Source organism: bacterium, assembly GCA_026708015.1.
Lineage (GTDB): Bacteria > Actinomycetota > Acidimicrobiia > Acidimicrobiales > Bin134 > Poriferisocius.
On sequence record JAPOVT010000049.1, the window covers coordinates 60,901 to 83,209 of the forward strand.

The window sequence follows — 22,309 nt, forward strand, 5'->3', positions numbered from 1 at the left end:
AGACGATGTCTGACGCCGAGATAACCGATGAGCTCCCCCAAGAGCTGAACGTCAGCGAGTACGTCGGCCCATACCTGTTTCCCAACAACAGCCGTCGTCGGATTCCGGCCATCATCTATCTGTCGGCTGCATTGGTCTGCACGGTGGTGTGGGCGGTGGCCGCCGACAGCCCGCTGGTCAATGGGGGATTCCTGGCCGCCGCCATCGCCCTAGCCGTCTTCGCCGTCTACGGCTTTGTCTGCGGCAAAGAGTTGAAGATCGACGAGTCGGATGCACTGGTCATCGCCATCGGCGCAGTGGGGTTTCCCGTGGGCCATGCATCGGCCCAAATGGGGTGGCGGGGCTGGCTCAGCCGCCCCACTTGGCGCATCCTGCTCTACTCCAACGAGCCCCAACCTGATCAGCGGGGATTGGTCTTTGTGGACGGCATCACCGGCGAAGTGATCGACCAGCTTGTGCAGCCCAATCCCGAAGACTGGGCTGACCTAGCAAACGACTGAAGAGTAGAGTTAAGGCCGCATGTTCGACGGCAATTGGCGCTCGGCGGTCAATCGTGGGCTGGATCCCATCGGCGCCATCTTCTGCCGGATAGGCGTGAGCGCCAATGCGGTTACCGCCTTCGGCATCGTCATGGCTGCGGTGGCCGCGGTGGTCATCGGCCGTGGTGAACTCATCCTCGGCCTGGTCTTTTTGATCCTCACCGGTCTGGCCGACGCCCTCGACGGGCCCATCGCCAAGGCGTCGGGCACCAGTTCGGTCCGAGGTGCCTTCTTCGACTCGGTCAGTGATCGGGCCAGCGACGCACTTCTGATCGCGGGCTTTGCCTGGTATCTGGGGTCCACCGAGCCGGGTCACATCTTCATGCTGCCGCTGGCCCTCATGGCGGTGACCTCGCTGGTCTCCTATCAGCGGGCCAAGGCCGAGTCACTGGGACTCGACGCCAAGGGCGGGCTCATGGAACGGGCTGAACGATTCTTCGTACTCGGCGCCGGATTGGCCTTCAGCTTCGTGATGATTCCCATACTGTGGGCCATGCTGGTGCTCACCGCGGCCACTGCCCTGTATCGGTTTGCCAAGGTCTGGCGCCAGACCAACTCCCTGCACTCAGTATGACAAACACTGCCGAGGCGGCTGCTCCTCTACCTCTTATAGCCCGCACCCGCCGTCTCTCGGCCGACGTGGTTCTCTACCGCAGCGGCGCCGCCCTGGCCCGCCGTCTGCCCCAGCCGGTGGGCGCCGCCCTCACCCGGTCCATAAGCCGCACGGCATATCGGCTGCTGCCCGAGCGTCGCTTCATCACCGAGCGCCGCCTCCAACGGGTGTGCGGCCCCCAGTTGAAGGGCGATGCGCTGGCCGAGGCCGTGCGGGCTTCATTCGAGTCGTACGCCCGCTACTGGTATGACGGCGCCCGGATCGGCGACCTGGACGATGCCGAGGTGGAGGCCGGATTCAGCCATCAGGGATTTCACTACATTCAAGAGGCAATTGACACCGGTACGGCGCCGATACTGGCCCTTCCCCACCTCGGGGGCTGGGAATGGGCGGGAACGTGGATGGCCCGTATCCCCGGCTACCCGGTGATCTCGGTGGTGGAGCCGCTAAAGCCGGTTCGGCTGTTCGACTGGATGGTGGAAGAGCGGCGCCGCATGGGCATCGATATCGTGGCGCTCGGCCCCGACGCGGTGTCAGTGCTCATCAAGTCGCTGCGAACCGGTCAGGTGGTGTGCTTGCTCGCCGATCGCCAGGTCGGCCGGGGAGGCGTGGAGGTGGAGTTTTTTGGAGAGCGCACTCTGCTGCCCGGTGGCCCGGCAACTCTTGCTCTGCGGACCGGCGCGGCCATTCTGCCGACCGCGGTATATCAGGACGGACCCAACCATCGGGGCGTGGTTTTGCCGCCGGTCCCCGCCGAGCGCCAGGGACGGCTGCGGGCCGACGTGACCCGGGTAACCCAGGAGCTGGCCCGATCGCTGGAGCAGCTGATAAGCGCCGCTCCGGAGCAGTGGCATCTCATGCAGCCCAACTGGCCCAGCGATGAGACGGCCCTTCAGAGATTCCGCCAACAGCGGAAGGGCTTCGACCGATTCGGGGACGACGACCCCCAACGACAGGCCAAGTCCGAGCGCATTGTCGAACAGAGAGTGCCCGGATGAGGGTTGGGCTGGTTTGTCCTTACTCCCTCACCATCCCCGGAGGTGTCCAGGGACAGGTGATGGGACTGGCCCGCTCGCTGCGCCGCATGGGGGTGGAAGCCCGAGTGCTGGCCCCGTGTGACGGGCCTCCGCCCGACGAGTCGGTCACCCCCTTGGGCAACAGCCTGCCCACTGCGGCCAACGGCTCCATCGCCCCCTTGGCTCCCGATCCTCCGGCCCAGCTCCGCACGATCCGGGTGCTGCGCGACGAGCGATTCGACGTCGTACACATCCACGAACCCCTCGCCCCCGGTCCCACCAATACCGCGGCGGTGATGAAGTCTGCGCCGCTGCTGGGCACCTTCCACCGGGCCGGTCACAGCGCCGCCTACCAGTTTCTGCGGCCGATCGTGCAGGCTGTGGCCAACCGCCTGGACTATCGCTGCGCGGTGTCCGACGATGCCCGCCGTTTGGCCCAGGGGCAGCTCGGGGGCCACTACGAGGTGGTGTTCAACGGGGTGGAGCTGGATGCCCCCTCGGCTGATCCCATCGCCTCACCTGATCCCACCATCTTCTTCGTGGGTCGCCACGAGCCCCGCAAGGGTCTCGACATCCTCATCGACGCGCTCCAGTACCTGCCCGACGAGGTGCGGTTGTGGGTGGGAGGCGACGGCCCTGAGACCGACGATCTGAAGGCCCGCACGGTAGATGACTCAAGGGTGGAGTGGCTGGGCCGGATCTCCGACGCCGAGAAGCAGGCCCGCCTGCGTGGGGCCGACGTGTTTTGCGCCCCGTCGCTGTTCGGGGAGTCGTTCGGAGTAGTGCTGTTGGAGGCTATGGCGGCCCGGACGCCGATTGTGGCCTCCGATCTGGACGCCTATGCCATTGTGGCCCGACCGGGACGCGATGCACTGCTGTCGGCGCCCGGCGATCCCGCCGCCCTGGCCGCCAACCTGAAGCGGGTGCTGTTCGACCAAGACACCGCCGACTCCCTGGTGGAATCAGGGCTGGACCGAGCCCAGCAGTTCTCCATGGACACCTTGGCCGAGCGCTACATCGAGATCTATGCCGATCTGGCAGCTCGCCGCCCGGTACGCGCTCCCCAGCGCCCATGGAAAGATCTCCGCCATCACGAGGAGGAATCGTGAATTCAGGCCAACGCCGTTCTGCCGTTGTTCTTGGCGCCCTGGGAGTGGTTGTGGGCGCGCTGGTTTTGGCTGTGCTCCTATTGGCCGGGCTCCCCTGGCTCGTGGCCGTGGTGGCCGGCGTGGTCGTTGGAGGGGTCGCCGCAGCCGGCCTGCACTTGACTGCGTGGCGCCTGCTGCTGCGCCTGGCCGGAAGCACCCGCCCCACCGGTGAGGCGCAGGCCGTTCTCGAGAACCTGCTGGAGGGCTTGTGCGTGATCCACGGCATCCCCGCCCCCGAACTGCGGGTGATCCATTCCCACTCCATCAACTCCCTGGCCGCGGCCCGCACTCCCGCCCATGCGGCCATCGTCGTCACATCCGGCGCAGTAGAGCAGCTTGAGCGCATCGCGCTTGAAGGGCTGGTAGCCCATCACTTGTGCCGAATCCGTCGGGGCGATGCCGCCTTTGAGACGTTGGCCGGGGTGCTCTTGGCCTGGCCCCTCTCAACGGTCGGCTGGCTGCGCCGCCGATTGATGGGTCGGGTGCTGCCCGCGGGACGGGGCCTGGCGGCCGACTTCGAGGCGGTGTCGCTCACTCGCTACCCTCCCGGCCTGCTGTCTGCGCTGATGACACTTTCTGGGCAAACGGCTCAGGTACCATCGCCAACGGTGGCAGCGCTTCACATGTGGATCGATGAGCCCGATTGGGGCATCGCCGACGTCATCCGCCATCCCCGGCTGGAAACCCGTATCGCCGCGCTGACTGAGCTTTGATCTCAAGCAGTCCCCCCAATCGGGGCGCTCGTTGGCGAGGGGGGATTGCGGCTGCCCTGTTGGCCCTTTCCCTGGTGGGCGCGGCCTGCGGCGGCTCAGAAGACGAGTCCAACGGCGTTCAGCCGGTGGGAACGAATGATTCTGCCCCTGTGATGACGACTACCCCGACCGGCGACGGCGGCGCAGAATCGCCAGAAGGCGCTCCAGCGCCGGCCAACGGAGGCTCCGGCGTCACCGAAGGCGATGGCTCCGGGGATGGTGCTGGCGAAGCCTCCGGCGACGGCACCGCTCCCGATCCTGGTTCAACAGAAACCGGCGATCCAGAGCCCGTTCCCGACCCGCCTGCGCCCACCCCAACGCCAACGCCAGGACCCACCGAACCGCTGACCGGTGAGCCGCTGGCGGATCCGTCCATCATGAACCGGCCGGCTCTGGCCGTGAAGATCGGCACCAGCAGCGTGGGGCGCCCCCAAACCGGCATCAACCAAGCGGACATACTCATCGAGGTAAGGGTGGAGACCATCACCCGCCTCTTCGCCGTGTTCCACAGCCAGGACGCCGTTTCATTGGGCCCGGTTCGGTCGGCCCGCAGCTCCGATCCCGACATCCTGGCCAATTTCGGCCAGCCGGTGTACGGCCATTCGGGAGGAAACCCCGGGGTGCTGCGGGAAATTTCCCAAGGAGAGTCGGCGGGCATGCTCTATGAGCTGCTGTGGGATGGCCTGCCCAACGACTATTGGCGGATTGCCGACCGAGTTCCCCCGTGGAACTTGTACACCACAACGGCAAACATCTGGAGAGCTGCTCCCAGCAGCTTGCCGCCCCCCGAACCACTCTTCGAATACCTAAGGGAAGGCGAGGCGCTGCCATCGGATGCTGAACCGGTTCCCGGAGTGGAGGTCCGGTATCTCGGTGGCACCGTGGCCCAATTCGTCTGGGATGCTGAAGCCAGCGGCTGGGCCCGCTGGCAAGACGGAACCCCCCATGTCGACATGGCCCGCCATTCCGATGGCACACCCAATCCCGATGTCAATCCTGAGCAGGTGACCCCGGCCAATGTGGTGGTTCTGCAAACCCGATACACCGGCAGCGCCCAATGCTCTTACTGCCCCGAGGCCATCACCGTCGATCCCGAGGGCGGGACTGCCTTGGTGTTCACTGCCGGCCACATGATCCGAGGCCGGTGGTCCCGCCCGTCAGCCGACCAGCCCTGGAAGGTGACCGACAACAACGGCAATCCGGTGCGGCTCACTCCGGGCCAGACCTTCATCGTCCTGCCCGGGGGTGATGTCTTGGTGATGGTGCAGGACTTCGCCGAGCACCTGCTCAAGAACCGATAGTGGTCCAAAACCGACATCGTGTTTGCGGTGCTGAAAGCCATAGACTGCAACCATGGCTGCTGAGTCGATGACGGGCCGCGAGACGGGAACTCCTCTGGTCAAGCGGGGGCTGGCCGAAATGCTCAAGGGCGGCGTCATCATGGACGTGGTCACCCCCGATCAGGCCAAGGTGGCCGAGGATGCCGGGGCGGTGGCGGTCATGGCCCTGGAGCGGGTTCCCGCCGATATCCGCCGCGACGGCGGCGTGGCCCGCATGAGCGATCCCGAGATGATCACCGGCATCCAGCAGGCGGTGACGATCCCCGTTATGGCCAAGGCCCGCATTGGCCACTTTGTGGAGGCCCAGATACTCGAAGCCCTCGACGTGGATTATATCGACGAGAGCGAGGTGCTGACTCCCGCCGATGAGGCTCACCACATCGACAAGTGGGCGTTCACCGTGCCGTTCGTGTGCGGGGCCACCAACCTGGGTGAGGCGCTGCGGCGCATCTCCGAAGGCGCCTGCATGATCCGGTCCAAGGGCGAAGCCGGCACCGGCAACATCGTGGAAGCCGTTCGCCATCTCCGGTCGATTATCGGCGACATCCGCAAGATCACCCAGGCCGATTCGGCCGAGCTGTTCGACTGGGCCAAGCAGCTCCGGGCCCCGCTGCCGCTGGTGCGCGAGGTGGCTGAGACCGGCTGGCTCCCGGTGCCGATGTTCTGCGCCGGCGGCATCTCGACCCCTGCCGATGCCGGACTGGTGATGCAGCTCGGTGCCGAAGCCGTGTTTGTGGGCTCGGGCATCTTCAAGTCGGCCGATCCGGCGCCCCGGGCCAAAGCCATTGTGGAGGCGGCCACCAACTATCGCGATCCCCACATCCTGGCCAAAGTAAGCCGCGGCCTGGGCGAGCCGATGCCCGGCTTGGAGATCGACGGCCTCGAAACCCGGCTGGCCGACCGCGGCTGGTAGCAGCGGTTGATCGTGCAGCAGATCGAGACAACTCCCCGAGACCCGGAGCCCCCGGGTGAAAGTCGGGGTCTTGGCCCTTCAGGGCGCATTCGGGCTGCATGAGCGGGTCCTGAACCGGCTCGATTTGGCCGCAGTCCAAGTCCGCACTCCTGAAGAGCTGGCGGAAGTCGATCGCCTCGTCATCCCCGGCGGCGAGTCCACCGCCATTTCCAAGCTGTTGGACGCCAACGATTTGGCCGATCCGCTGGCCGAACGCCTGGCCGACGGCCTGCCGGTACTCGGGACCTGCGCCGGGCTGATCCTTCTGGCATCCGAGGTGGTGGACGGCTATCCCGGCCAGCACTGCTTCGGCGCCATCGACGCCACGGTGCGGCGCAACGGCTATGGCCGCCAGTCGGAGTCGTTCCACGCGCCGATTGACATTGAAGGATGGGAATCGCCATTTCCCGGTGTCTTCATCCGCGCCCCGGTGATCGAGTCGGCTGCCCCGGAGGTGGACGTGTTGGCCGAATTGGACGGGGTGCCGGTGCTTTGTCGCCAAGGCTCGACGGTGGTGTCGTCGTTCCACCCCGAGTTGGCTGAAGACAATCGAATCCACCGCTGGTTCATCGAGCAGGAATAAGGGAGCACCCATGTCAGGACACTCCAAGTGGGCCACCATCAAGCACCGCAAGGGTGCGGCCGACAAGCGCCGGGGCAAGCTGTTCGCCAAGCTGATCCGCCAGGTGGAGGTGGCGGCCCGTGAGGGCGGCGGCGACCTCGACGCCAACCCCACGCTCCGCACCATGTTCCAGAAGGCCAGGGACAACTCGGTGCCCCTCGACACCATCGAGCGGGCCATCAAGCGGGGAACCGGTGAGCTCGAGGGGGTGGCGTATGAGTCGGTGTACTACGAGGGGTACGCCCCCGGAGGAGTGGCCCTCTACGTGGAGACGCTGACCGACAATCGCAATCGGACCAGTTCTGAGGTGCGGGCACTGTTCACCCGCAACGGGGGATCACTGGCCGAGCCCGGCGCGGTGGCCTGGCAGTTTGAGCGCAAAGGGGTGGTGATCCTCGACCGCTCGGTGGACGAGGACGAGCTGATGATGGCCGCCCTCGATGCCGGGGGCGAGGACTTGGCCGACGAGGGCGACACTTGGCGGCTCACCTGCGATCCCTCCGACCTCACGACGATGCGCGACGCCCTGTCCGAGACCGGCATTGCCTTTGTGTCGGCGGCCTCCACCATGCTGCCCACCTCAGTAGTGGGCGTCGACAGCACCGACGCCGCCCGATCGGTGCTCCGCCTTATCGACGCTCTTGACGACCACGACGACGTCCAAGACGTCTACGCCAACTTCGACATCCCCGACGACATCCTCCAAGCTGCCGCCAGCTGAGGCCTCCTTTGTCGGGGTTCTACAGAAAGGTGGTTGTCTCCAACAAGTAGCACCGTTATGATTCGGTCGCAGTCGGAACTGGCTTCGCTTTTCGGTGTCAAAGGGTTCCCTTTCGAGTTCATAAGGAGAGAGGGAATCTGATGACAGCGGTTAGCGAAATTGAGCGGACGGAGTTGGTGAATCAGTTGGTTGCCACCATTGGCGAAGGGCCTGCGGAGACCTTGATGAATTGTGTTCTGCCCGATGGCCGCGACCAGCTTGCCACCAAGGAGGACTTCGCCAAGTTCGCCACCAAGGAGGACTTGACCAAGTTTGCCACCAAGGAGGACTTCGCCAAGTTCGCCACCAAGGAGGACTTGACCAAGTTTGCCACCAAGGAGGACTTCGCCAAGTTCGCCACCAAGGAGGACTTGACCAAGTTTGCCACCAAGGACGACCTGGAAATCTTTGGTGCCAAGCTGAGAGCCGAGCTGCGGGCCGAGTTTCGGGCCGAGATGGCCAAGCAGACGCGGCTCTATTTGACGATAATGACGGCCTTCATGGTCCCAATCTGGGCCGCAATGGCGGCGCAGTTCTTCGGCTAGAGAGATCAGTCGAAGAGATTGGACTGGTCTGCCGCGCTGGCTGGCGGGGCAAGGCCCAGGTGCTGCCAGGCGGTGGGAGTGGCCACCCGGCCTCGGGGGGTGCGCATCAGCAGGCCCTGTTGGATGAGGAACGGCTCATAGACGTCCTCCACGGTTTCGGTTGGCTCGCTGACGCTGATGGCCAGGGTGGACAGCCCCACCGGCCCGCCGCCGAAGCGCTCGCACAGGGCCGACAAAATGGCCCGGTCGACCTTGTCGAGGCCGGCTTGATCGACGCTGAACAGGTTCAGTCCCGCGGCCGCAGTGGCCTGATCGATGCGGCCATCGGCTCTCACTTCGGCATAGTCGCGCACTCGGCGGAGCAGCCGGTTGGCGATCCGGGGGGTGCCCCGGGCCCGGCACGCTATTTCGGCCGCGCCGACTGGGTCGATCTGGATGTCGAGAATGGTTGCCGCCCGAGCGATGATGGCCTCCAGATCGGTGGTGGTGTAGTAGTCGAGCCGCGACACCAGGCCAAATCGGTCTCGCAGCGGCCCAGTGATGAGGCCGGTGCGGGTTGTGGCGCCAATTAGGGTGAAATTGGACAGATCGAGGCGGACTGACTGGGCGGCCGGACCCTTGCCCAGCACGATGTCGACGCTGAAGTCCTCCATGGCCGGGTACATGACCTCTTCTACGATGCGGGGCAGCCGATGGATCTCGTCGATGAACAATACGTCGCCGTCCTCAAGCTTGGAGAGGATGGCGGCCAGGTCGCCCGCCCGCTCCAGCGCAGGCCCCGACGTGACGTGGAGTCCCGCCTCCATCTCCTTGGCCACAATATGGGCCAGCGTGGTCTTGCCCAAGCCCGGGGGTCCGGCGAATAGCAGATGGTCGGATGGCTGGGATCGGGCTCGGGCGGCGCCCAAGATGATGTGAAGATGCTCCTTTAGCTCTGGCTGGCCCACAAACTCGTCCAATCGAATGGGTCGCAGCCCGGCTTCGGCACCCTCCTCCTCGGGAAGCGACGTCCCGGCCAATAGCTCTTCCCTCTCGCTCACAGCCTGATCATCCTCCGGATGCCAGGTGCCGGAGGGCTGCCTTGAGCAGGGCAGAGGAGTCGCCTTCGGTTGGCAGGGCGGCAATGGCGCCGCGGACCTCCTCGGCGCTGTAGCCCAACTCGCCCAGCGCTTGGCGGACCACGCTGCGAGCGTCGGCTGGTTGCTCGCTTGCTGGCTCGCCGGATGCCACCGCGGTGGTCACGTCGCCGATGTCGAGTCGGGATTTGAGCTCCACCAACAGCCGGGCCGCGGTCTTCTTGCCCACACCGGGCACCAGGCACAGGGCGTCTATGTCGTCGGTGGCCAGTATTCCGGCCAACTCAGAGGGCCCGTATATCGACAAGATGGCCATGCCCATCGCCGGTCCCACACCGTGAGCGGAGATGAGCACCTCGAAGACTTGGCGCTTGTTGGGGGTATCGAATCCGTAAAGGGTTTGGGCGTCCTCTCGGATGTGATGGTGGATGTGCAAAAGCACGTCCTGGCCCAGCTCTCCCAGCATGGCCGACGTATCCGGCGAGACGGTCACTCGATAGCCGACGCCCGCAGTTTCCACAATCACCTCGTCGGAGTCCCGCAGAGCCAGCGTGCCCCGAAGCAGCCCGATCACACTGCGGCCTGGATTCGAGAGGCGGCTGGTGCGTGGGCCAGATGGCAGAGGGCTACTGCTACCGCGTCGGCGGCATCCACTGGCTTGAGCGGACGGGGCAAACCCAGCAGGGTCTGCACCATCTTGCCCATCTGTTCTTTGTCGGCCCCGCCCCAGCCGGTGACCGCTTTTTTGATCTGGGTGGGGGAATACTCGAACACCTCGGCCCCCGCCCCCACCGCCGCGGCCATGGCCACCCCGCTGGCCTGGCCCACCCCCATGGCGGTGCGCACATTCACTTGGAACAGCACCTGCTCGATGGCCACCGCATCGGGGCTGTAGGTACCCATCAAATCGACCAGATCATTCTGGAGCTCGAACAGCCGGCGGGGGATGGGATCGTCCTTGTCCGTGCGGATGATGCCCGCCGCGATCGCCTCGGTGGCGCGTCCTTTTTGACGGACAACGCCGTAGCCGCAGCGCGACAGGCCGGGATCGATCCCCATCACCAGCATCAGCCCCAAACTACCGGGCTGGTGTGACAGTTTTCGGGATAAACCCAAGACACACCACTTGTCAGGTAGAAACACACCATGCGGACTGAGGAGCTTCACTACGAGCTGCCTCAGGTCGCCATCGCCCAGGAGCCGGCCGAGCCCCGGGACAGCTCGCGGCTGCTGGTGGATCGAGGGCCATCTGCTCCGCCCGAGCACCGCCTGACCCGTGACCTTCCCGACCTGCTCGGCCCCGGAGACGTGCTGGTGGTGAACGACAGCCGGGTGATGGCCGCCCGGCTGCGGCTCCGCAAGGCCACCGGGGGCAAGGTCGAGGTGCTGTTGCTGGAGCCGGGCGACGACGGATGGTGGAGCGCGCTGGTCCGCCCCGGCCGCCGGGCGCCCCCGGGCACCGAGCTGTGGTTCGACGAGGCACCGGTGTTGGAAGTGGGGGAGCGCATCGGCGACGATGGCCGCCGCCGGGTGCGCCCCACCGGAGACCCCATCGCCCTCATGGATCGAGCCGGCGAGGTGCCGCTTCCCCCCTATGTCACCGGGGAACTGCCCGACATCGAGCGCTACCAAACGGTGTATGCCGACCGGCCGGTGTCAGCCGCGGCCCCCACCGCCGGGCTCCACCTCACCGAGGCTGTGCTTGACCGCTGCCGGGCAGCCGGGGCCAGCGTGTGCCCGCTGGAACTGGCCGTGGGCACGGCCACATTCACCCCGGTCATGGCCGATGAACTCGAAGACCACGCTATGCACACCGAGGCCTACCGGATCCCCGAGGCCACCCTGGCCGCCTGCGTTCGGGCTGAGCGGGTGGTGGCGGTTGGGACCACCGTAGTGCGGGCGCTGGAGTCGGCGGCAGCCACCGGATCGGCCACTGGGCACACCGACCTGTTCATCAAGCCGGGGCACCAATTCGCCGTGGTGGACGCACTGGTCACCAACTTCCATCTTCCCCGGTCCAGCCTCCTGGCCCTGTTGGCCGCCTTCATCGGCCCCCGTTGGCGTGATCTCTACGCTGTCGCCCTGGCCGAGGGCTACCGATTCCTCTCTCTGGGGGATGCGATGCTCTGCACCAAGAGTTCGGGCCAGTGACCCTCCAATTCGACGTGTTGGCCCGGGATGGGCAGGCTCGCAAGGGCCGGATCACCACGCCGAGGGGCTCATTCACCACTCCGTGCTTTATGCCGGTGGGCACTCGGGCCGCGGTCCGAACCCTCGACACCAGCGACCTCGAAGCCCTCCAGCCCTCAGTGGTGCTGGCCAACACCTACCACCTGATGATGAGGCCCGGTCCCGAGGTCGTGCAGCAGATGGGCGGTATCCACGGATTCACCGGCTGGTCGGGCCATGTGCTGACCGACTCAGGGGGCTATCAGGTGTTCTCCCTCGATCCCAAGGTGGACGACGACGGCGCGGTCTTCCGATCCACCTACGACGGCTCCACCCATCGCTTCACCGCCGAGCGGGTGGTGGACGTGCAGCTCCAGCTCGGCTCCGACATTCAGATGGCACTCGACGTGTGCCCTCCATCGGACGCCCCGGATTCCGTGTTGCGTCAGGCGGTGGACCGCACCGCGGCGTGGGCCATCCGAGCCCGCCATCGTTTCTTGGAGCAGGCAGGACACGACACCGGCGCCAACCAATTCGGCATCGTCCAGGGCGGGACCGATGTCGCTCTGCGGGCCGAGAGCGCAGCCCGGACCATCGAAGTGGGCTTTGACGGCTATGCGGTGGGCGGGCTCTCGGTGGGGGAGAGCCCCGAGCAGATGATGGCCGCGCTGGAGGCCACCACACCGCAGTTGCCTGAGGACCAGCCCCGCTACTTCATGGGGTTGGGCGATCCCATGGGCCTAGTGGAAAGCATTGCCCTGGGAGTGGACATGTTTGATTGCGTGCTGCCCACTCGGCTGGCCCGCCACGGCACCGCTCTCACGGGGGAGGGCCGCCTGAACATACGCAACTCGTCGTTCGCCACCGACGACCGGCCCGTTGATCCTGATTTTCCGGCCAGTCCGGCGGCCCGCTACTCCCGGGCCTATCTTCGCCACTTGTTCAACGTGGACGAGCCCTCGGCGGCCCGGCTCCTCACCTTGCACAACGTGGCCTGGCTGCTGGCCCTCATGGATTCGGCCCAAGAAGCCATCGCTTCCGGCACGCTGGAACAGCTTCGAAGGAGGATTGCTGAGGTGTGGGCCCGGCCCGCCGAGTCGTCTGCCGGTTAGGTCTTCCGATAGGATTCTGAGCCTTGGAGGTCTTTTTATTTCTCGCTCTCATTTTTGCCGTCATGTACTTCTTCATGATCCGTCCTCAACAGCGCAAGCAGCGCGAGCTGCGGGCGCTGCTGGAGGCTTTGGAAGTGGGCGACGAGGTGATTACCGCGTCGGGCATCTACGGCATGATCACCGACTTTGATGGCGGCACCGTGTTCATTGAGGTGTCCGACGGGGTGGAAATCAAGATAAGCCGCTCCACAATCACCAACAAGGTTGTGTATTCCGACGTGGACGTCGATGGCGACGAGGGCCAAGGCCCTCTGATGAGCGGCGACTAGTCGCATTCCCCAGCAAGAATGAGCCGCCGGTCGCTGGTCTCGCTTGTCGTCATCTTGGGCGTAGCCGCCGGATTGTTGGCGGCCTCGCTAGCCGTTGGAAACCGGCCTCTGTTGGGCTTGGACCTCAGGGGCGGGGTTGAGGTGGTGCTGGTGCCGGCGGACGACCCCGACCGTCCGGTGGCCATCACCGAGGGCGATTTGGACACCGCAGTCGACATCATCCGCGACCGCATCGACGGTCTCGGGGTGGCCGAGCCCGATGTGACCCGCCAGGGAAGCCGAGTGGTGGTGCAGCTTCCCGGTATCAGCGACCAGCAGCGGGCCATCGACGTGGTGGGCCAGACCGCCGAGCTGCGTTTCCGCCCGGTGTGCGCCGAACTTTTTGCCGAGCCGCTGTCCTTGTCCGTCGCCGACGAGGAAGTCGCCGAGGATGTTGAAGTCGAGATGCCTTCCGCAGAGCTGCCCCCCTCCGAACTCGACGACCGGGGACTGGCGCCGTGCCCGACTGGGATCGATTACAACGCATTGGAGACCACTGCGTCAGCCGACGACGTGCTGGAGCGCTTCGTAGTGCTGCCCGAACGCGACGACAACGGCGAGGTGGTCAGGCGCTACCTGCTGGGGCCGTCTGCGCTCACTGGCGCCGGCTTGTCTGGTGCCGACAGCTCGTTCCGAGGAGAATTCGTGGTGGACGCCACCTTCAAGGGCGGCGACGAGGGGGCCGACAAGTTCGACGAGATCGCCGCCGAGTGCTTCTCGGGTACGCCCTATTGTCCCTCCGGTGGTGCGGGGCCGGGACGGCTGGCCGTGGTGGTCGACGGCAGCGTTGAGTCGGCCCCTGTTGTGCAGAGCGCCAATTTCGACGGCCAAGTGGTCATCTCCGGCGATTTCTCCGAAGAGGAGGCCGACAATCTAGCCTTGGTGCTGCGTTACGGTGCCCTGCCCATCGAGTTCCAAGACCCCACTGACCCCCAGAGCGACAGCACCAGCCGAGCGGTGTCGGCCACCATCGGGGGCGACTCCCTGCGGGCCGGGGTCATCGCCGGCATCGTGGGGCTGGCGCTGGTGTTCTTGTTCATGGTTGGCATGTACCGCCTGCTAGGCGTGATCGCCATGTTGAGCCTGGGCGTGTCGGCCACCCTGTTGTGGGTGATCGTGGCCTGGCTGGGCGACACCCAGGATCTGGCCCTGACCCTGGCCGGGGTCACCGGCCTCATCGTGTCGATCGGTGTGTCGCTGGACTCCAACGTGGTCTACTTCGAGCATCTCAAAGAGGATGTGGCCACCGGCAGAGCACTGCGTTCCTCGCTGGAACTGTCCTTCCCCGCGGCGTTTCGAACCATCTTCAGGGCCAACTTCGCCTCGCTGATCGCCGCCGTCATCCTGTACTGGCTCTCGGCCGGCTCGGTCCGGGGCTTCGCCCTCATGCTGGGCTTGGCCTCGGTGCTTGATCTGGTGGCCACCTACTTCTTCCTGCGACCCTGCGCCCAGCTGATGTCCCGGTCGCCCAGCCTTATGGCCCATCCCCACCGCATCGGCTTGCCCACAAGGGAAGAGGCCATGCCCGCGGGAGCTGAGGCCTCATGAGCCGGCTCCAGCGCCTGTGGCGCAACCAGACCAAGGTTGACTTCCCCGAGCTGTGGAAGACGACGCTTAAGGTGTCCGCCGCCCTGGTCCTCATCAGCGTTGTGGCCCTGCTGGTACGGGGGGTCAACCTGGGCATCGAGTTCGAGGGCGGCACCGTGTGGGAGGCCTCGGCACCCGACGTGTCCACCGCCGACGTGCGCGACGCTTTGCGGGGCGTGGGCCAAGCCGACGCCAAGATCCAGTTCGTCGGCGGCGATGTGCTGCGGGTTCGGGCCGAATTGGACGCCACCGACGCCACCAGCGTTGCCGAGGTGTCTCTGGCCCTGGCCAACCTCACCGGCCAAACGGTCGACGACATCAGCTTCAACTCCATCAGCGCCTCATGGGGAAGCGAGATCACCGACAAAGCCATCCGGGCGCTGATCGTGTTCTTCATCGTGGTGGCCATCTACATCACCCTGACCCAGGAGTGGCGGATGGCCCTGGCCGCCCTGGTGGCGGTGGCCCACGACATCGTCATCACCGTGGGCATCTATTCCCTCTTCCAGTTCGAGGTCACCCCGGCCACCGTCATCGCCTTCCTCACCATCATGGGGTACTCCCTGTACGACACCCTGGTGGTGTTCGACAAGAACCGTGACTACCAGCGTCGCTCGGCGCTGGTCGGGCGGGCCACCTACACCCGCATCATGAACACCGCGCTCAACACCGTGCTGCTGCGGTCGGTGAACACCACCATCACCTCGGTGTTGCCGGTGCTGTCGATGCTGATCATCGGCACGCTGGTGCTGGGCGCGGTCACCCTGGCCGAATTCGCGGTGGCCCTGCTCATCGGCCTGTTGGTGGGCACCTACTCGTCGCTGTTCGTGGCCGCGCCGGCAGCCGCCTGGCTGAAAGAGCGCCAGCCCGAGTTTGTGGAGCTGCGGGATCGCCTCGAGGCCCGGGCCCAGTCTCGGGGCACATCAGTACACGAGGTGGAAGACGTGGCCGTTGGCCCGTCCCCCTCCCATTCCGCTGCACCTTCGTCTGATCGCCCGGCTCGCCGTCCCCCGCAAGCTGGCACAGCCATTCCCCCTCGGCCCAGGAAGCGCAAGCGCCGGTAGGCGGTTTCAGCCGACGGGTAGGGTTGGAGCAGTGGATTCCGGCTGGCCTGCGAGCCTCATAAGGGATGTCCCCGATTTCCCCACGCCGGGGATCTTGTTCAAGGACATCACCCCGCTGCTCGACGACGCGGGGGCATTCAAATGGGCCACCGATGAGCTGGCCGACCGTTTCAGCGACGCTCCGGCGGACCGAGTGGTGGGGGTTGAGGCCCGGGGGTTCATCCTGGGAGCCGCAGTGGCCTATCGCCTCGGTCTCGGATTCGTGCCCGTTCGCAAGCCGGGCAAGCTGCCCTACGACACCCGGTCGGTCGACTATGAGCTGGAATACGGCACTGCTTCGCTCGAGGCCCACACCGACGCCATGTCCCCTGGTCAGCGAGTGCTCATCATCGATGATGTGCTGGCCACTGGGGGCACCGCGGCCGCCGCTGTCGAGCTTGTCAATTCTGTTGGCGCGGAAGTGGCCGGGGTGGGCTTCCTAATCGAGTTGGGATTCCTGGATGGCCGGGGGAAAATAGAAGAACACGCCGACTGTCCGGTGATCTCACTGTTCTGCTTCGGGGATGACGGATGACGCTGACAGAAAGACCGTTGCCCAGTATCCCGCTGTTCTGCTTCGGGGGTGATGTGTGACACTGACTGAGCGGCCACTGCCGTGGATGGATCAGCCCGGACAGGACATGGGTCCGCTGCTCAACGCCTATCTGGAACGCCACCCCAACAGCACGTCCGACCGCATTGAAACGGCCTATCGCCTGGCCGAGAAGGCCCACTCCGGACAGGTGCGCAAGTCCGGTGAGCCCTACGTCACCCATCCCCTGGCCGTGGCCCACATCGTGGTCGAGCTGGGTTTGGACGATGTGTCGGTCATCGCCGCCTTGCTGCACGACGCCATCGAGGACACCGCCATGGACCTGTCGGAGGTGGAGCACCATTTCGGCGGGGAAGTGGCCTCAATCGTGGACAGCGTCACCCGGCTGGACCGACTCAAGTTCAACACCCAAGAGGAGGAGCAGGCCGCCTCCATGCGCAAGATGCTGGTGGCCATCGCCAAGGACCTGCGGGTGCTGGTGGTGAAGCTCTCCGACCGGCTGCACAACATGCGGACGCTGGCCGCGCTGCCGCTGGAGAAGCAGCATCGGGTGGCCCGGGAGACCATGGACATCTACGCCCCGCTGGCCAACCGCCTGGGTATGCAGGACATGAAGCTCCAGCTCGAAGACCTGGCCTTTGCCGCCCTGCACCCCAAGCGCTACGCCGAGATCGACCGCATGGTGGCCACTCGGGCGCCCGAGCGCGACCTGTATCTCACCCAGGTTCTCTCCAGCGTGGAAGCCCGCTTGGCCGAGCTGGGCATCCCCGCCCAAGTCACGGGCCGCCCCAAGCACCTTTGGAGCATCTACGAGAAGATGATGACCAAGGATCGCAGCTTCGACGAGATCTACGACTTGGTGGGCATGCGGGTAATCGTCGATTCGGTGCGGGATTGCTACGCCGCTTTGGGGTCCATCCATGCCACCTGGAAGCCGGTGCAGGGGCGATTCAAGGACTACATCGCCATGCCCAAGTTCAACCTCTACCAATCGCTGCACACCACGGTGGTCGGGCCGGGGGGCAAGTCGCTGGAGGTGCAGCTCCGCACCAACGAGATGCACGCCCGGGCCGAGCAGGGAGTGGCCGCTCACTGGGACTACAAAGAGGGTGCCACCGCCGACGATCTGGCCTGGTTGAGCCGCATCATCGACTGGCAGCAGGAGACCTCCGACGCCGTCGAATTCCTGAGCAATCTCAAGACCGACCTCGACCACGACGAGGTCCAGGTTTTCACCCCCAAGGGCGAGGTGGTGTCGCTGCCGATGGGGGCGATTCCCATCGATTTCGCCTACGCCATCCACACCGAGGTGGGCCATGCCTGTATAGGGGCTCGGGTCAACGGCCAGCTCGTGCCACTGGACCGCGAGCTTCGGCCCGGCGACATGGTGGAGATCTTCACCTCCAAGGTGGCCGACAAGGGACCGTCGCGCGACTGGCTTGGGCTGGTGGCGTCCCACCGAGCCCGCAACAAGATCCGCCAGTGGTTCGCCCAGGCCCGCCGGGAGGACGCCATCAAGGCCGGCCGCGACGCGGTGGCTGCTGCCCTGCGCCGCGAGCGACTGCCGGTGGCCAAGGTCCTGTCGGGCGAAGAGCTGCTGCACGCGGCCACCGACATGAACTACCGCGATCTCGACACCCTGTTCGCCGCGGTGGGGGAGCGCCATGTGTCGGCCAAGGCGGTGGCCGAGCGGGTGGCCGGCATGAGGGTGGAGCTGGCGGTGGAAGAAGAGCAGGACGATGAGCTGGCTGCGGTCCCGTCGCCGGCGGTATTGCCCCGCCGTACCGACCAATCGGTGGAGGTGGAGGGCCTCGACGACGTGCTGGTCAACCTGGCCCGCTGCTGCAAACCGGTTCCCCCCGACGAGATCATCGGCTTCGTCACTCGAGGCCGGGGGGTTTCGGTCCATCGTACGGAGTGCGCCAATGCAGCTTCGCTTTCGTTCGAGCAGGGCGACCGGCTCATCGATGTGGATTGGAGCGCCGAGCGCAGCGGCGCCTATTGCGTGACCATCGAGGTCAAGGCGTTCGACCGCACCCGCTTGTTGCGGGACGTGGCCAATGCCCTGTCCACCGGATCGGTCAACATCCTGGCCTGCGAGACCCGCACCGGCGCCGACCACATCTCGGTCATGCGGTTCGACTTCGAGCTGAGCGATGGCACCCATCTCGACGCCCTCTTGCGCACCATCCGGGGGATCGAGTCGGTTTACAACGCCTACCGAGTCCTCCCTACTGCCACTGGCTCATAGTTGTGGCTGAAGTGTTCCAAGCGCCGAAGGGGACTCGCGACATCCTGCCGCCGGAGTCGGATCGCTGGCAGGCGCTGGTCGCTGTGTTCGCCGAGGTGTTCGGCCGGGCCGGCTACGGGCTGGTGCAGAATCCCATGTTCGAGGAGATCGGGGTGTTCCAGCGCTTGGGCGAGGGCACCGAGGTGGTCCGCAAGGAGATGTACGACTTCTTCGACAAGGGCGACCGCCATATGGCCCTGCGCCCGGAGGGCACCGCCTCGGTGGTTAGGGCCTTCAACCAGCACCGGCCCACCGTGCCCTGGAAAGTGTGGTACCTCACCCCCTGTTTCCGCTACGAGGAGCCCCAGGCCGGGCGGTTCCGCCAGCACCACCAAGTGGGGGCGGAGGCCATTGGATCGGCCGATCCCGACCTCGACGTGGAGGTCATCGCCCTCCAGCACGACTTCTATCGGTCGCTCGGTTTGAGCCGGCTGTCGCTGCGGCTCAACTCCATGGGCAGCCCCGGCGACCGGCAGGCCTACGCCGGGCAGTTGGCCGCCTGGCTGGGTCAGCGGCTGGGGGAGTTGGACGAGGCCGACCGGGCCAACGCCGCCGACCATCCTCTGCGGGTGCTGGACTCCAAGCGGGAGCGCACCATGGCCGCAGTCGCCGACGCCCCCCTCATCACCGACTGCCTCTCCGACGAGGCCGCCGCCCACTTCGAGCGGGTGCAGGCCGGGCTGGATGCCTTGGGGGTCGGCTACGAGATCGATCCCCGGCTGGTGCGAGGCCTGGACTACTACACCCACACCACCTGGGAGTTCGCGGCCGGTGCTTTGTCCTCAGCCCAGAACGCGGTGGGCGGCGGGGGGCGCTACGACGGCTTGGCCGAGTCCCTCGGCGGCAAACCCGCCCCCGGTGTGGGCTTCGGCGCCGGCATCGAGCGCATCCTGCTGGCTGCTGACGCTGAGGGTGCCCTCGCGGAAGCCAAGCCAACCGTTGACGTGTTCGTGGTGGATGTGACCGGGGGAGACGCCGGCCGCGACCTCACCTTCGAGCTGCGCCGCAGCGGCATCTCCGCCGACCGGGCCTTCGACGCCCGCTCGATGAAAGCCCAGATGAAGGTGGCCGACCGCTCGGGCGCCCGACTGGCCCTGCTGGTGGGGGAGGATGAGCTGGCGTCGGGCACCGTCACGCTGCGCGACCTGCGCTCAGCAGGCGGCCAAGTTGCTCTGGCCAGAGCCGATGTTGTCGATGGGGTGGCCGCGAGGTTGTCCGAAGGGTGAATCAGCAGGAGACTTGTCTGCGGGTGCGGTTGCGGGCGTCTTCAAGCTCTTTGTCGGTGTCCGCCGATCTCAAAATAGACAGCAGTGCCCCTCGCTCCTGCCACACGTCGAGCAGTTCGATGTAGAGGCGGAAGGGAGCAGTAAGGGGGTCCGATACGCTGTCGGAGAACCCTTGGTGGAGCGCGAATCGGGATGTCCCCTCGGCGAAGTGCTGCACGACGTCAGCCCGGTAGAGGGTGGTCTGGCCGGGAGTCGCCTCGTTCCATATTCGGACATAGCCTTGGTTCAAGATGTTCGAGCCAGACCACGCATCTGTCCAAAGGACGAAGCTCCAATAGTCGGCATCGCAGGGAAACTCGTGGATGACCGCGCCTTGGCCGCTTTCGTCCTCATGGGCGACATACCACAGATAGTCCGATCCGTCGCCGTACTGCCCCTGTTGCCACTCTCCTCGGTCGGGGGCGCCTTCGCCTAGTTCCGGCTTGGGCGGGGGCGGCGGCGCGGGCTCTTGGTCGGGGTCGGCCTGTGCTTTGGCCAGAGCGTCTTTGAGGGCGTATTCGGTGATCGAGTAGTTGATCCCCTCGGAACCCTGGGCGGCAGGCTTGCTCACCACCATGCCGGCCACCTTGCCGCAGGCGTTGAGCATGGGCCCGCCGCTGTTGCCGGGGTTCGCAGAAGCGTCGGTTTGGAGGACTTGGCCGAGCTCTGGATCGTCCAGCAGGCGCGACACAACCCCTCTTGACACCGCGGGCGTGGACGCCGCATAGAACGGATAGCCGACTGAGTAAATGGCCGATCCGGGAGCGGCGCCCGACAGCCCGCCGAACTCTAGTGCCGCTTGTGAGCCCATCGGGGTGGACAGCACGGCGATGTCTCCGGCTCGGTCGGCCGTCACCACCCGAGCCGAGTGGCTTGCCCCCGAGTGGGTGAGCTCCACCGTCTTTGACCCTCGCACAACGTGCTCGGCGGTCATCCACCAGGAGCGGTCGGCGGCGGTCCCCATGTGGAAGGCCGTGCCGAGGGATTTCCCGGCTTGCACTTGCCACACCGACTCCACGGCGTTGGCGGCATGATCGGCGAAGTCGCACGACGCCGGGTCGTCAGGCAGCGACGACGGCCGCCCATCGGTGCAGCCGCCGGGAACCACGCTGGCGTCGATGCTGAACCGGCAGCGGTAGGTGTTCAAGAGCGATTCTTGCGACAAGATGAGCCGATCGCGTCGGGCGACCTCTGTCCAGGTGGGCGTGCCTGAGTACGGTGCTTGGGGCTCTGCGGCCGCCGCGGGAACACCGTTCGCGCAGCCGCCGGGAACCACGATGGTGTCGATGCTGAATCGGCATCGGTAGGCGTTCAACAACGACTCTTGGGCCGCGATGAGGCTGTCGCGCTCGGCGATATTTTGCTGGGTGGGCTGGAGGCCCTGGGCCGATACGCCGCTCGGTGCCCACGCGGCGCTCAGCACCAAGGCGAGTGTTGCGAGAAGAGCCGTTTTGCGAAAAGGAGGGGGAGAAATTCGTGCGGCGAACATGCTTCCTGCCCCACAAACTACCGGCTGGCTCGGGCAACTTGGGAACCTTCCCCAGATCGCGCGACATCTCATTTCCACCGCGCGCTACGGAGCCCTTCAAGGCGCGCTGCAAATTACTTGATGATCAGGATTCTCGGCGGAAGCCGGCTGTGGTGGCGTTGCCGCTGGATGCCATCAATCCAATTTTGATGCAGTCTGAAAACTGAATATATAGCATTGGGGAAATTCAAATCATAGCGTTAGATGAACAAGCCCGTGCTCAGGCTCGGCTCTAGATGTCGCCCAGGCGGAAGGTGGGGCCAAGCGGAGGGATCCCCAAAAGGTGGGTCGTCTGCTGGCGTCAATTGCGCGGAACACGGCGACTACTGCCTCAATCGCGAAGCTGGCCTCGGACAGCGCCGGCGGTACCGGCCCTCCCGCCCGCAAGTTGGTGATCACCGCCAGCGGCTACGGATATGACCGCCCCGACGGAGTCGCAGTCGTGCCTCTGACTGCGCTGACCGTGTAAGTCGGAGGCCTCCCAAAGGGACTGTCAGGCAACCACAACCATGACACTCGGACTGTCAGGCAACCACAACAATGACACTCGGAATTTTGTGAATCGGGCGTGGTCTGAGGGTCCGCGGCCGGGTGCTGTTGACTGGGCTGCACCGCGCGCTACTGTGCCCCGGGGCGTAGCTCAGTCTGTTCCCCAGCAAGAACTTCCGGTCTCGGGCCGCAGCCATCCGCGGCGGCATCGAGGCAATCATCCACGGCGAGCAGCAGCACCGGATCGACCGGCAGATCATCGACGGCCACACCCGCCGCCCACCCAGCAAGGGGAACAAGCCGTACTCGCCGCCATGCGCGGCGCCATCGCGGGGGAATCCTGGTGAACTCCCACGGCCGCGGCAAAGTCTGGTGCAGAAACTGGTTGTGGTTGGGGGTGGTGGCCGGTAGTGTCGGTTTGGGCGATTTGGAGGTGCGCTGATGGGTTTGGTTGTGGCTGGTCCTCCCGAGGTTGACATTGA

General features: G+C 65.7%; 23 protein-coding genes. 18 read left to right on the forward strand and 5 right to left on the reverse strand.

All coding sequences use genetic code 11. The features are described from left to right. The first annotated feature begins 5 nt into the window (after positions 1-5). The 10 genes from OXG30_11945 (at position 6) to OXG30_11990 (ending at position 8,287) form a co-directional block, all read left to right on the forward strand. On the forward strand, positions 6-500 hold the full coding sequence (locus tag OXG30_11945; protein MCY4135605.1) for a hypothetical protein: 495 nt from the start codon (positions 6-8) through the stop codon (positions 498-500). A gap of 19 nt (positions 501-519) precedes the next feature. Continuing rightward, positions 520-1,113 carry a CDP-alcohol phosphatidyltransferase family protein gene (locus OXG30_11950; protein ID MCY4135606.1) on the forward strand — a complete coding sequence of 198 codons (594 nt, stop codon included), beginning with the start codon at positions 520-522 and terminating at the stop codon, positions 1,111-1,113. After that, the gene (locus tag OXG30_11955) at positions 1,110-2,150 is read left to right on the forward strand and encodes a phosphatidylinositol mannoside acyltransferase (protein MCY4135607.1); all 1,041 of its coding nucleotides are present in this window, start codon (positions 1,110-1,112) and stop codon (positions 2,148-2,150) included. The genes OXG30_11950 and OXG30_11955 overlap by 4 nt, the downstream gene beginning before the upstream one ends. After that, positions 2,147-3,277 (forward strand): glycosyltransferase family 4 protein, encoded by a 1,131-nt coding sequence (locus tag OXG30_11960; protein ID MCY4135608.1) that lies wholly within the window; start codon positions 2,147-2,149, stop codon positions 3,275-3,277. Before OXG30_11955 ends, OXG30_11960 begins: the two co-directional genes overlap by 4 nt. Further along, positions 3,274-4,029: a hypothetical protein gene (locus OXG30_11965; protein ID MCY4135609.1), complete on the forward strand. Its 756-nt coding sequence runs from the start codon at positions 3,274-3,276 to the stop codon at positions 4,027-4,029. Before OXG30_11960 ends, OXG30_11965 begins: the two co-directional genes overlap by 4 nt. Before the next feature lie 59 nt (positions 4,030-4,088). Continuing rightward, positions 4,089-5,369, forward strand: a complete 1,281-nt coding sequence (locus OXG30_11970) for a DUF3048 domain-containing protein (protein MCY4135610.1) — start codon at positions 4,089-4,091, stop codon at positions 5,367-5,369. A gap of 67 nt (positions 5,370-5,436) precedes the next feature. After that, positions 5,437-6,321: a pyridoxal 5'-phosphate synthase lyase subunit PdxS gene (pdxS, locus tag OXG30_11975; protein ID MCY4135611.1), complete on the forward strand. Its 885-nt coding sequence runs from the start codon at positions 5,437-5,439 to the stop codon at positions 6,319-6,321. A 55-nt stretch (positions 6,322-6,376) separates the two neighbouring features. Continuing rightward, positions 6,377-6,943: a pyridoxal 5'-phosphate synthase glutaminase subunit PdxT gene (gene pdxT, locus OXG30_11980; GenBank protein ID MCY4135612.1), complete on the forward strand. Its 567-nt coding sequence runs from the start codon at positions 6,377-6,379 to the stop codon at positions 6,941-6,943. A gap of 10 nt (positions 6,944-6,953) precedes the next feature. Next, positions 6,954-7,703 carry a YebC/PmpR family DNA-binding transcriptional regulator gene (locus tag OXG30_11985; GenBank protein MCY4135613.1) on the forward strand — a complete coding sequence of 250 codons (750 nt, stop codon included), beginning with the start codon at positions 6,954-6,956 and terminating at the stop codon, positions 7,701-7,703. 140 nt (positions 7,704-7,843) lie between these two features. After that, positions 7,844-8,287 (forward strand): hypothetical protein, encoded by a 444-nt coding sequence (locus tag OXG30_11990; protein MCY4135614.1) that lies wholly within the window; start codon positions 7,844-7,846, stop codon positions 8,285-8,287. A 5-nt stretch (positions 8,288-8,292) separates the two neighbouring features. On the opposite strand, the gene ruvB is transcribed toward OXG30_11990, so the two are convergent. From ruvB to ruvC, 3 genes are read right to left on the reverse strand one after another with little or no spacing between them, the layout of a single operon-like run. Continuing rightward, a complete protein-coding gene (gene ruvB / locus OXG30_11995; GenBank protein MCY4135615.1) occupies positions 8,293-9,327 on the reverse strand; it encodes a Holliday junction branch migration DNA helicase RuvB in 1,035 nt (344 codons plus the stop codon). 7 nt (positions 9,328-9,334) lie between these two features. Continuing rightward, on the reverse strand, positions 9,335-9,937 hold the full coding sequence (ruvA, locus tag OXG30_12000; protein ID MCY4135616.1) for a Holliday junction branch migration protein RuvA: 603 nt from the start codon (positions 9,935-9,937) through the stop codon (positions 9,335-9,337). Then, complete coding sequence (gene ruvC, locus OXG30_12005; protein MCY4135617.1) at positions 9,934-10,431, reverse strand: crossover junction endodeoxyribonuclease RuvC; 498 nt, start codon at positions 10,429-10,431, stop codon at positions 9,934-9,936. Before ruvC ends, ruvA begins: the two co-directional genes overlap by 4 nt. A gap of 78 nt (positions 10,432-10,509) precedes the next feature. On the opposite strand from ruvC, the gene queA reads away from it, so the two are divergent. From queA to hisS, 8 genes are read left to right on the forward strand one after another with little or no spacing between them, the layout of a single operon-like run. Continuing rightward, the gene (gene queA, locus OXG30_12010; GenBank protein ID MCY4135618.1) at positions 10,510-11,514 is read left to right on the forward strand and encodes a tRNA preQ1(34) S-adenosylmethionine ribosyltransferase-isomerase QueA; all 1,005 of its coding nucleotides are present in this window, start codon (positions 10,510-10,512) and stop codon (positions 11,512-11,514) included. Next, positions 11,511-12,644, forward strand: a complete 1,134-nt coding sequence (gene tgt, locus OXG30_12015) for a tRNA guanosine(34) transglycosylase Tgt (protein MCY4135619.1) — start codon at positions 11,511-11,513, stop codon at positions 12,642-12,644. Before queA ends, tgt begins: the two co-directional genes overlap by 4 nt. A 23-nt stretch (positions 12,645-12,667) precedes the next feature. Beyond that, the gene (gene yajC, locus OXG30_12020; GenBank protein MCY4135620.1) at positions 12,668-12,973 is read left to right on the forward strand and encodes a preprotein translocase subunit YajC; all 306 of its coding nucleotides are present in this window, start codon (positions 12,668-12,670) and stop codon (positions 12,971-12,973) included. Between the two features lie 18 nt (positions 12,974-12,991). After that, positions 12,992-14,560, forward strand: coding sequence for a protein translocase subunit SecD (secD, locus tag OXG30_12025; GenBank protein MCY4135621.1), 1,569 nt, complete (start codon positions 12,992-12,994; stop codon positions 14,558-14,560). Continuing rightward, positions 14,557-15,663 carry a protein translocase subunit SecF gene (gene secF / locus OXG30_12030; GenBank protein MCY4135622.1) on the forward strand — a complete coding sequence of 369 codons (1,107 nt, stop codon included), beginning with the start codon at positions 14,557-14,559 and terminating at the stop codon, positions 15,661-15,663. The genes secD and secF overlap by 4 nt, the downstream gene beginning before the upstream one ends. A 31-nt stretch (positions 15,664-15,694) precedes the next feature. Then, on the forward strand, positions 15,695-16,237 hold the full coding sequence (locus tag OXG30_12035; protein ID MCY4135623.1) for an adenine phosphoribosyltransferase: 543 nt from the start codon (positions 15,695-15,697) through the stop codon (positions 16,235-16,237). A gap of 55 nt (positions 16,238-16,292) precedes the next feature. Then, positions 16,293-18,506, forward strand: coding sequence for a bifunctional (p)ppGpp synthetase/guanosine-3',5'-bis(diphosphate) 3'-pyrophosphohydrolase (locus tag OXG30_12040; GenBank protein MCY4135624.1), 2,214 nt, complete (start codon positions 16,293-16,295; stop codon positions 18,504-18,506). A 2-nt stretch (positions 18,507-18,508) separates the two neighbouring features. Beyond that, positions 18,509-19,771, forward strand: a complete 1,263-nt coding sequence (hisS, locus tag OXG30_12045) for a histidine--tRNA ligase (GenBank protein ID MCY4135625.1) — start codon at positions 18,509-18,511, stop codon at positions 19,769-19,771. Between the two features lies 1 nt (position 19,772). On the opposite strand, the gene OXG30_12050 is transcribed toward hisS, so the two are convergent. Further along, the gene (locus OXG30_12050) at positions 19,773-21,233 is read right to left on the reverse strand and encodes a serine protease (GenBank protein MCY4135626.1); all 1,461 of its coding nucleotides are present in this window, start codon (positions 21,231-21,233) and stop codon (positions 19,773-19,775) included. Between the two features lie 723 nt (positions 21,234-21,956). Further along, positions 21,957-22,309 (reverse strand): hypothetical protein (locus OXG30_12055; GenBank protein MCY4135627.1); only part of this gene is annotated, 353 nt, incomplete at its 5' end.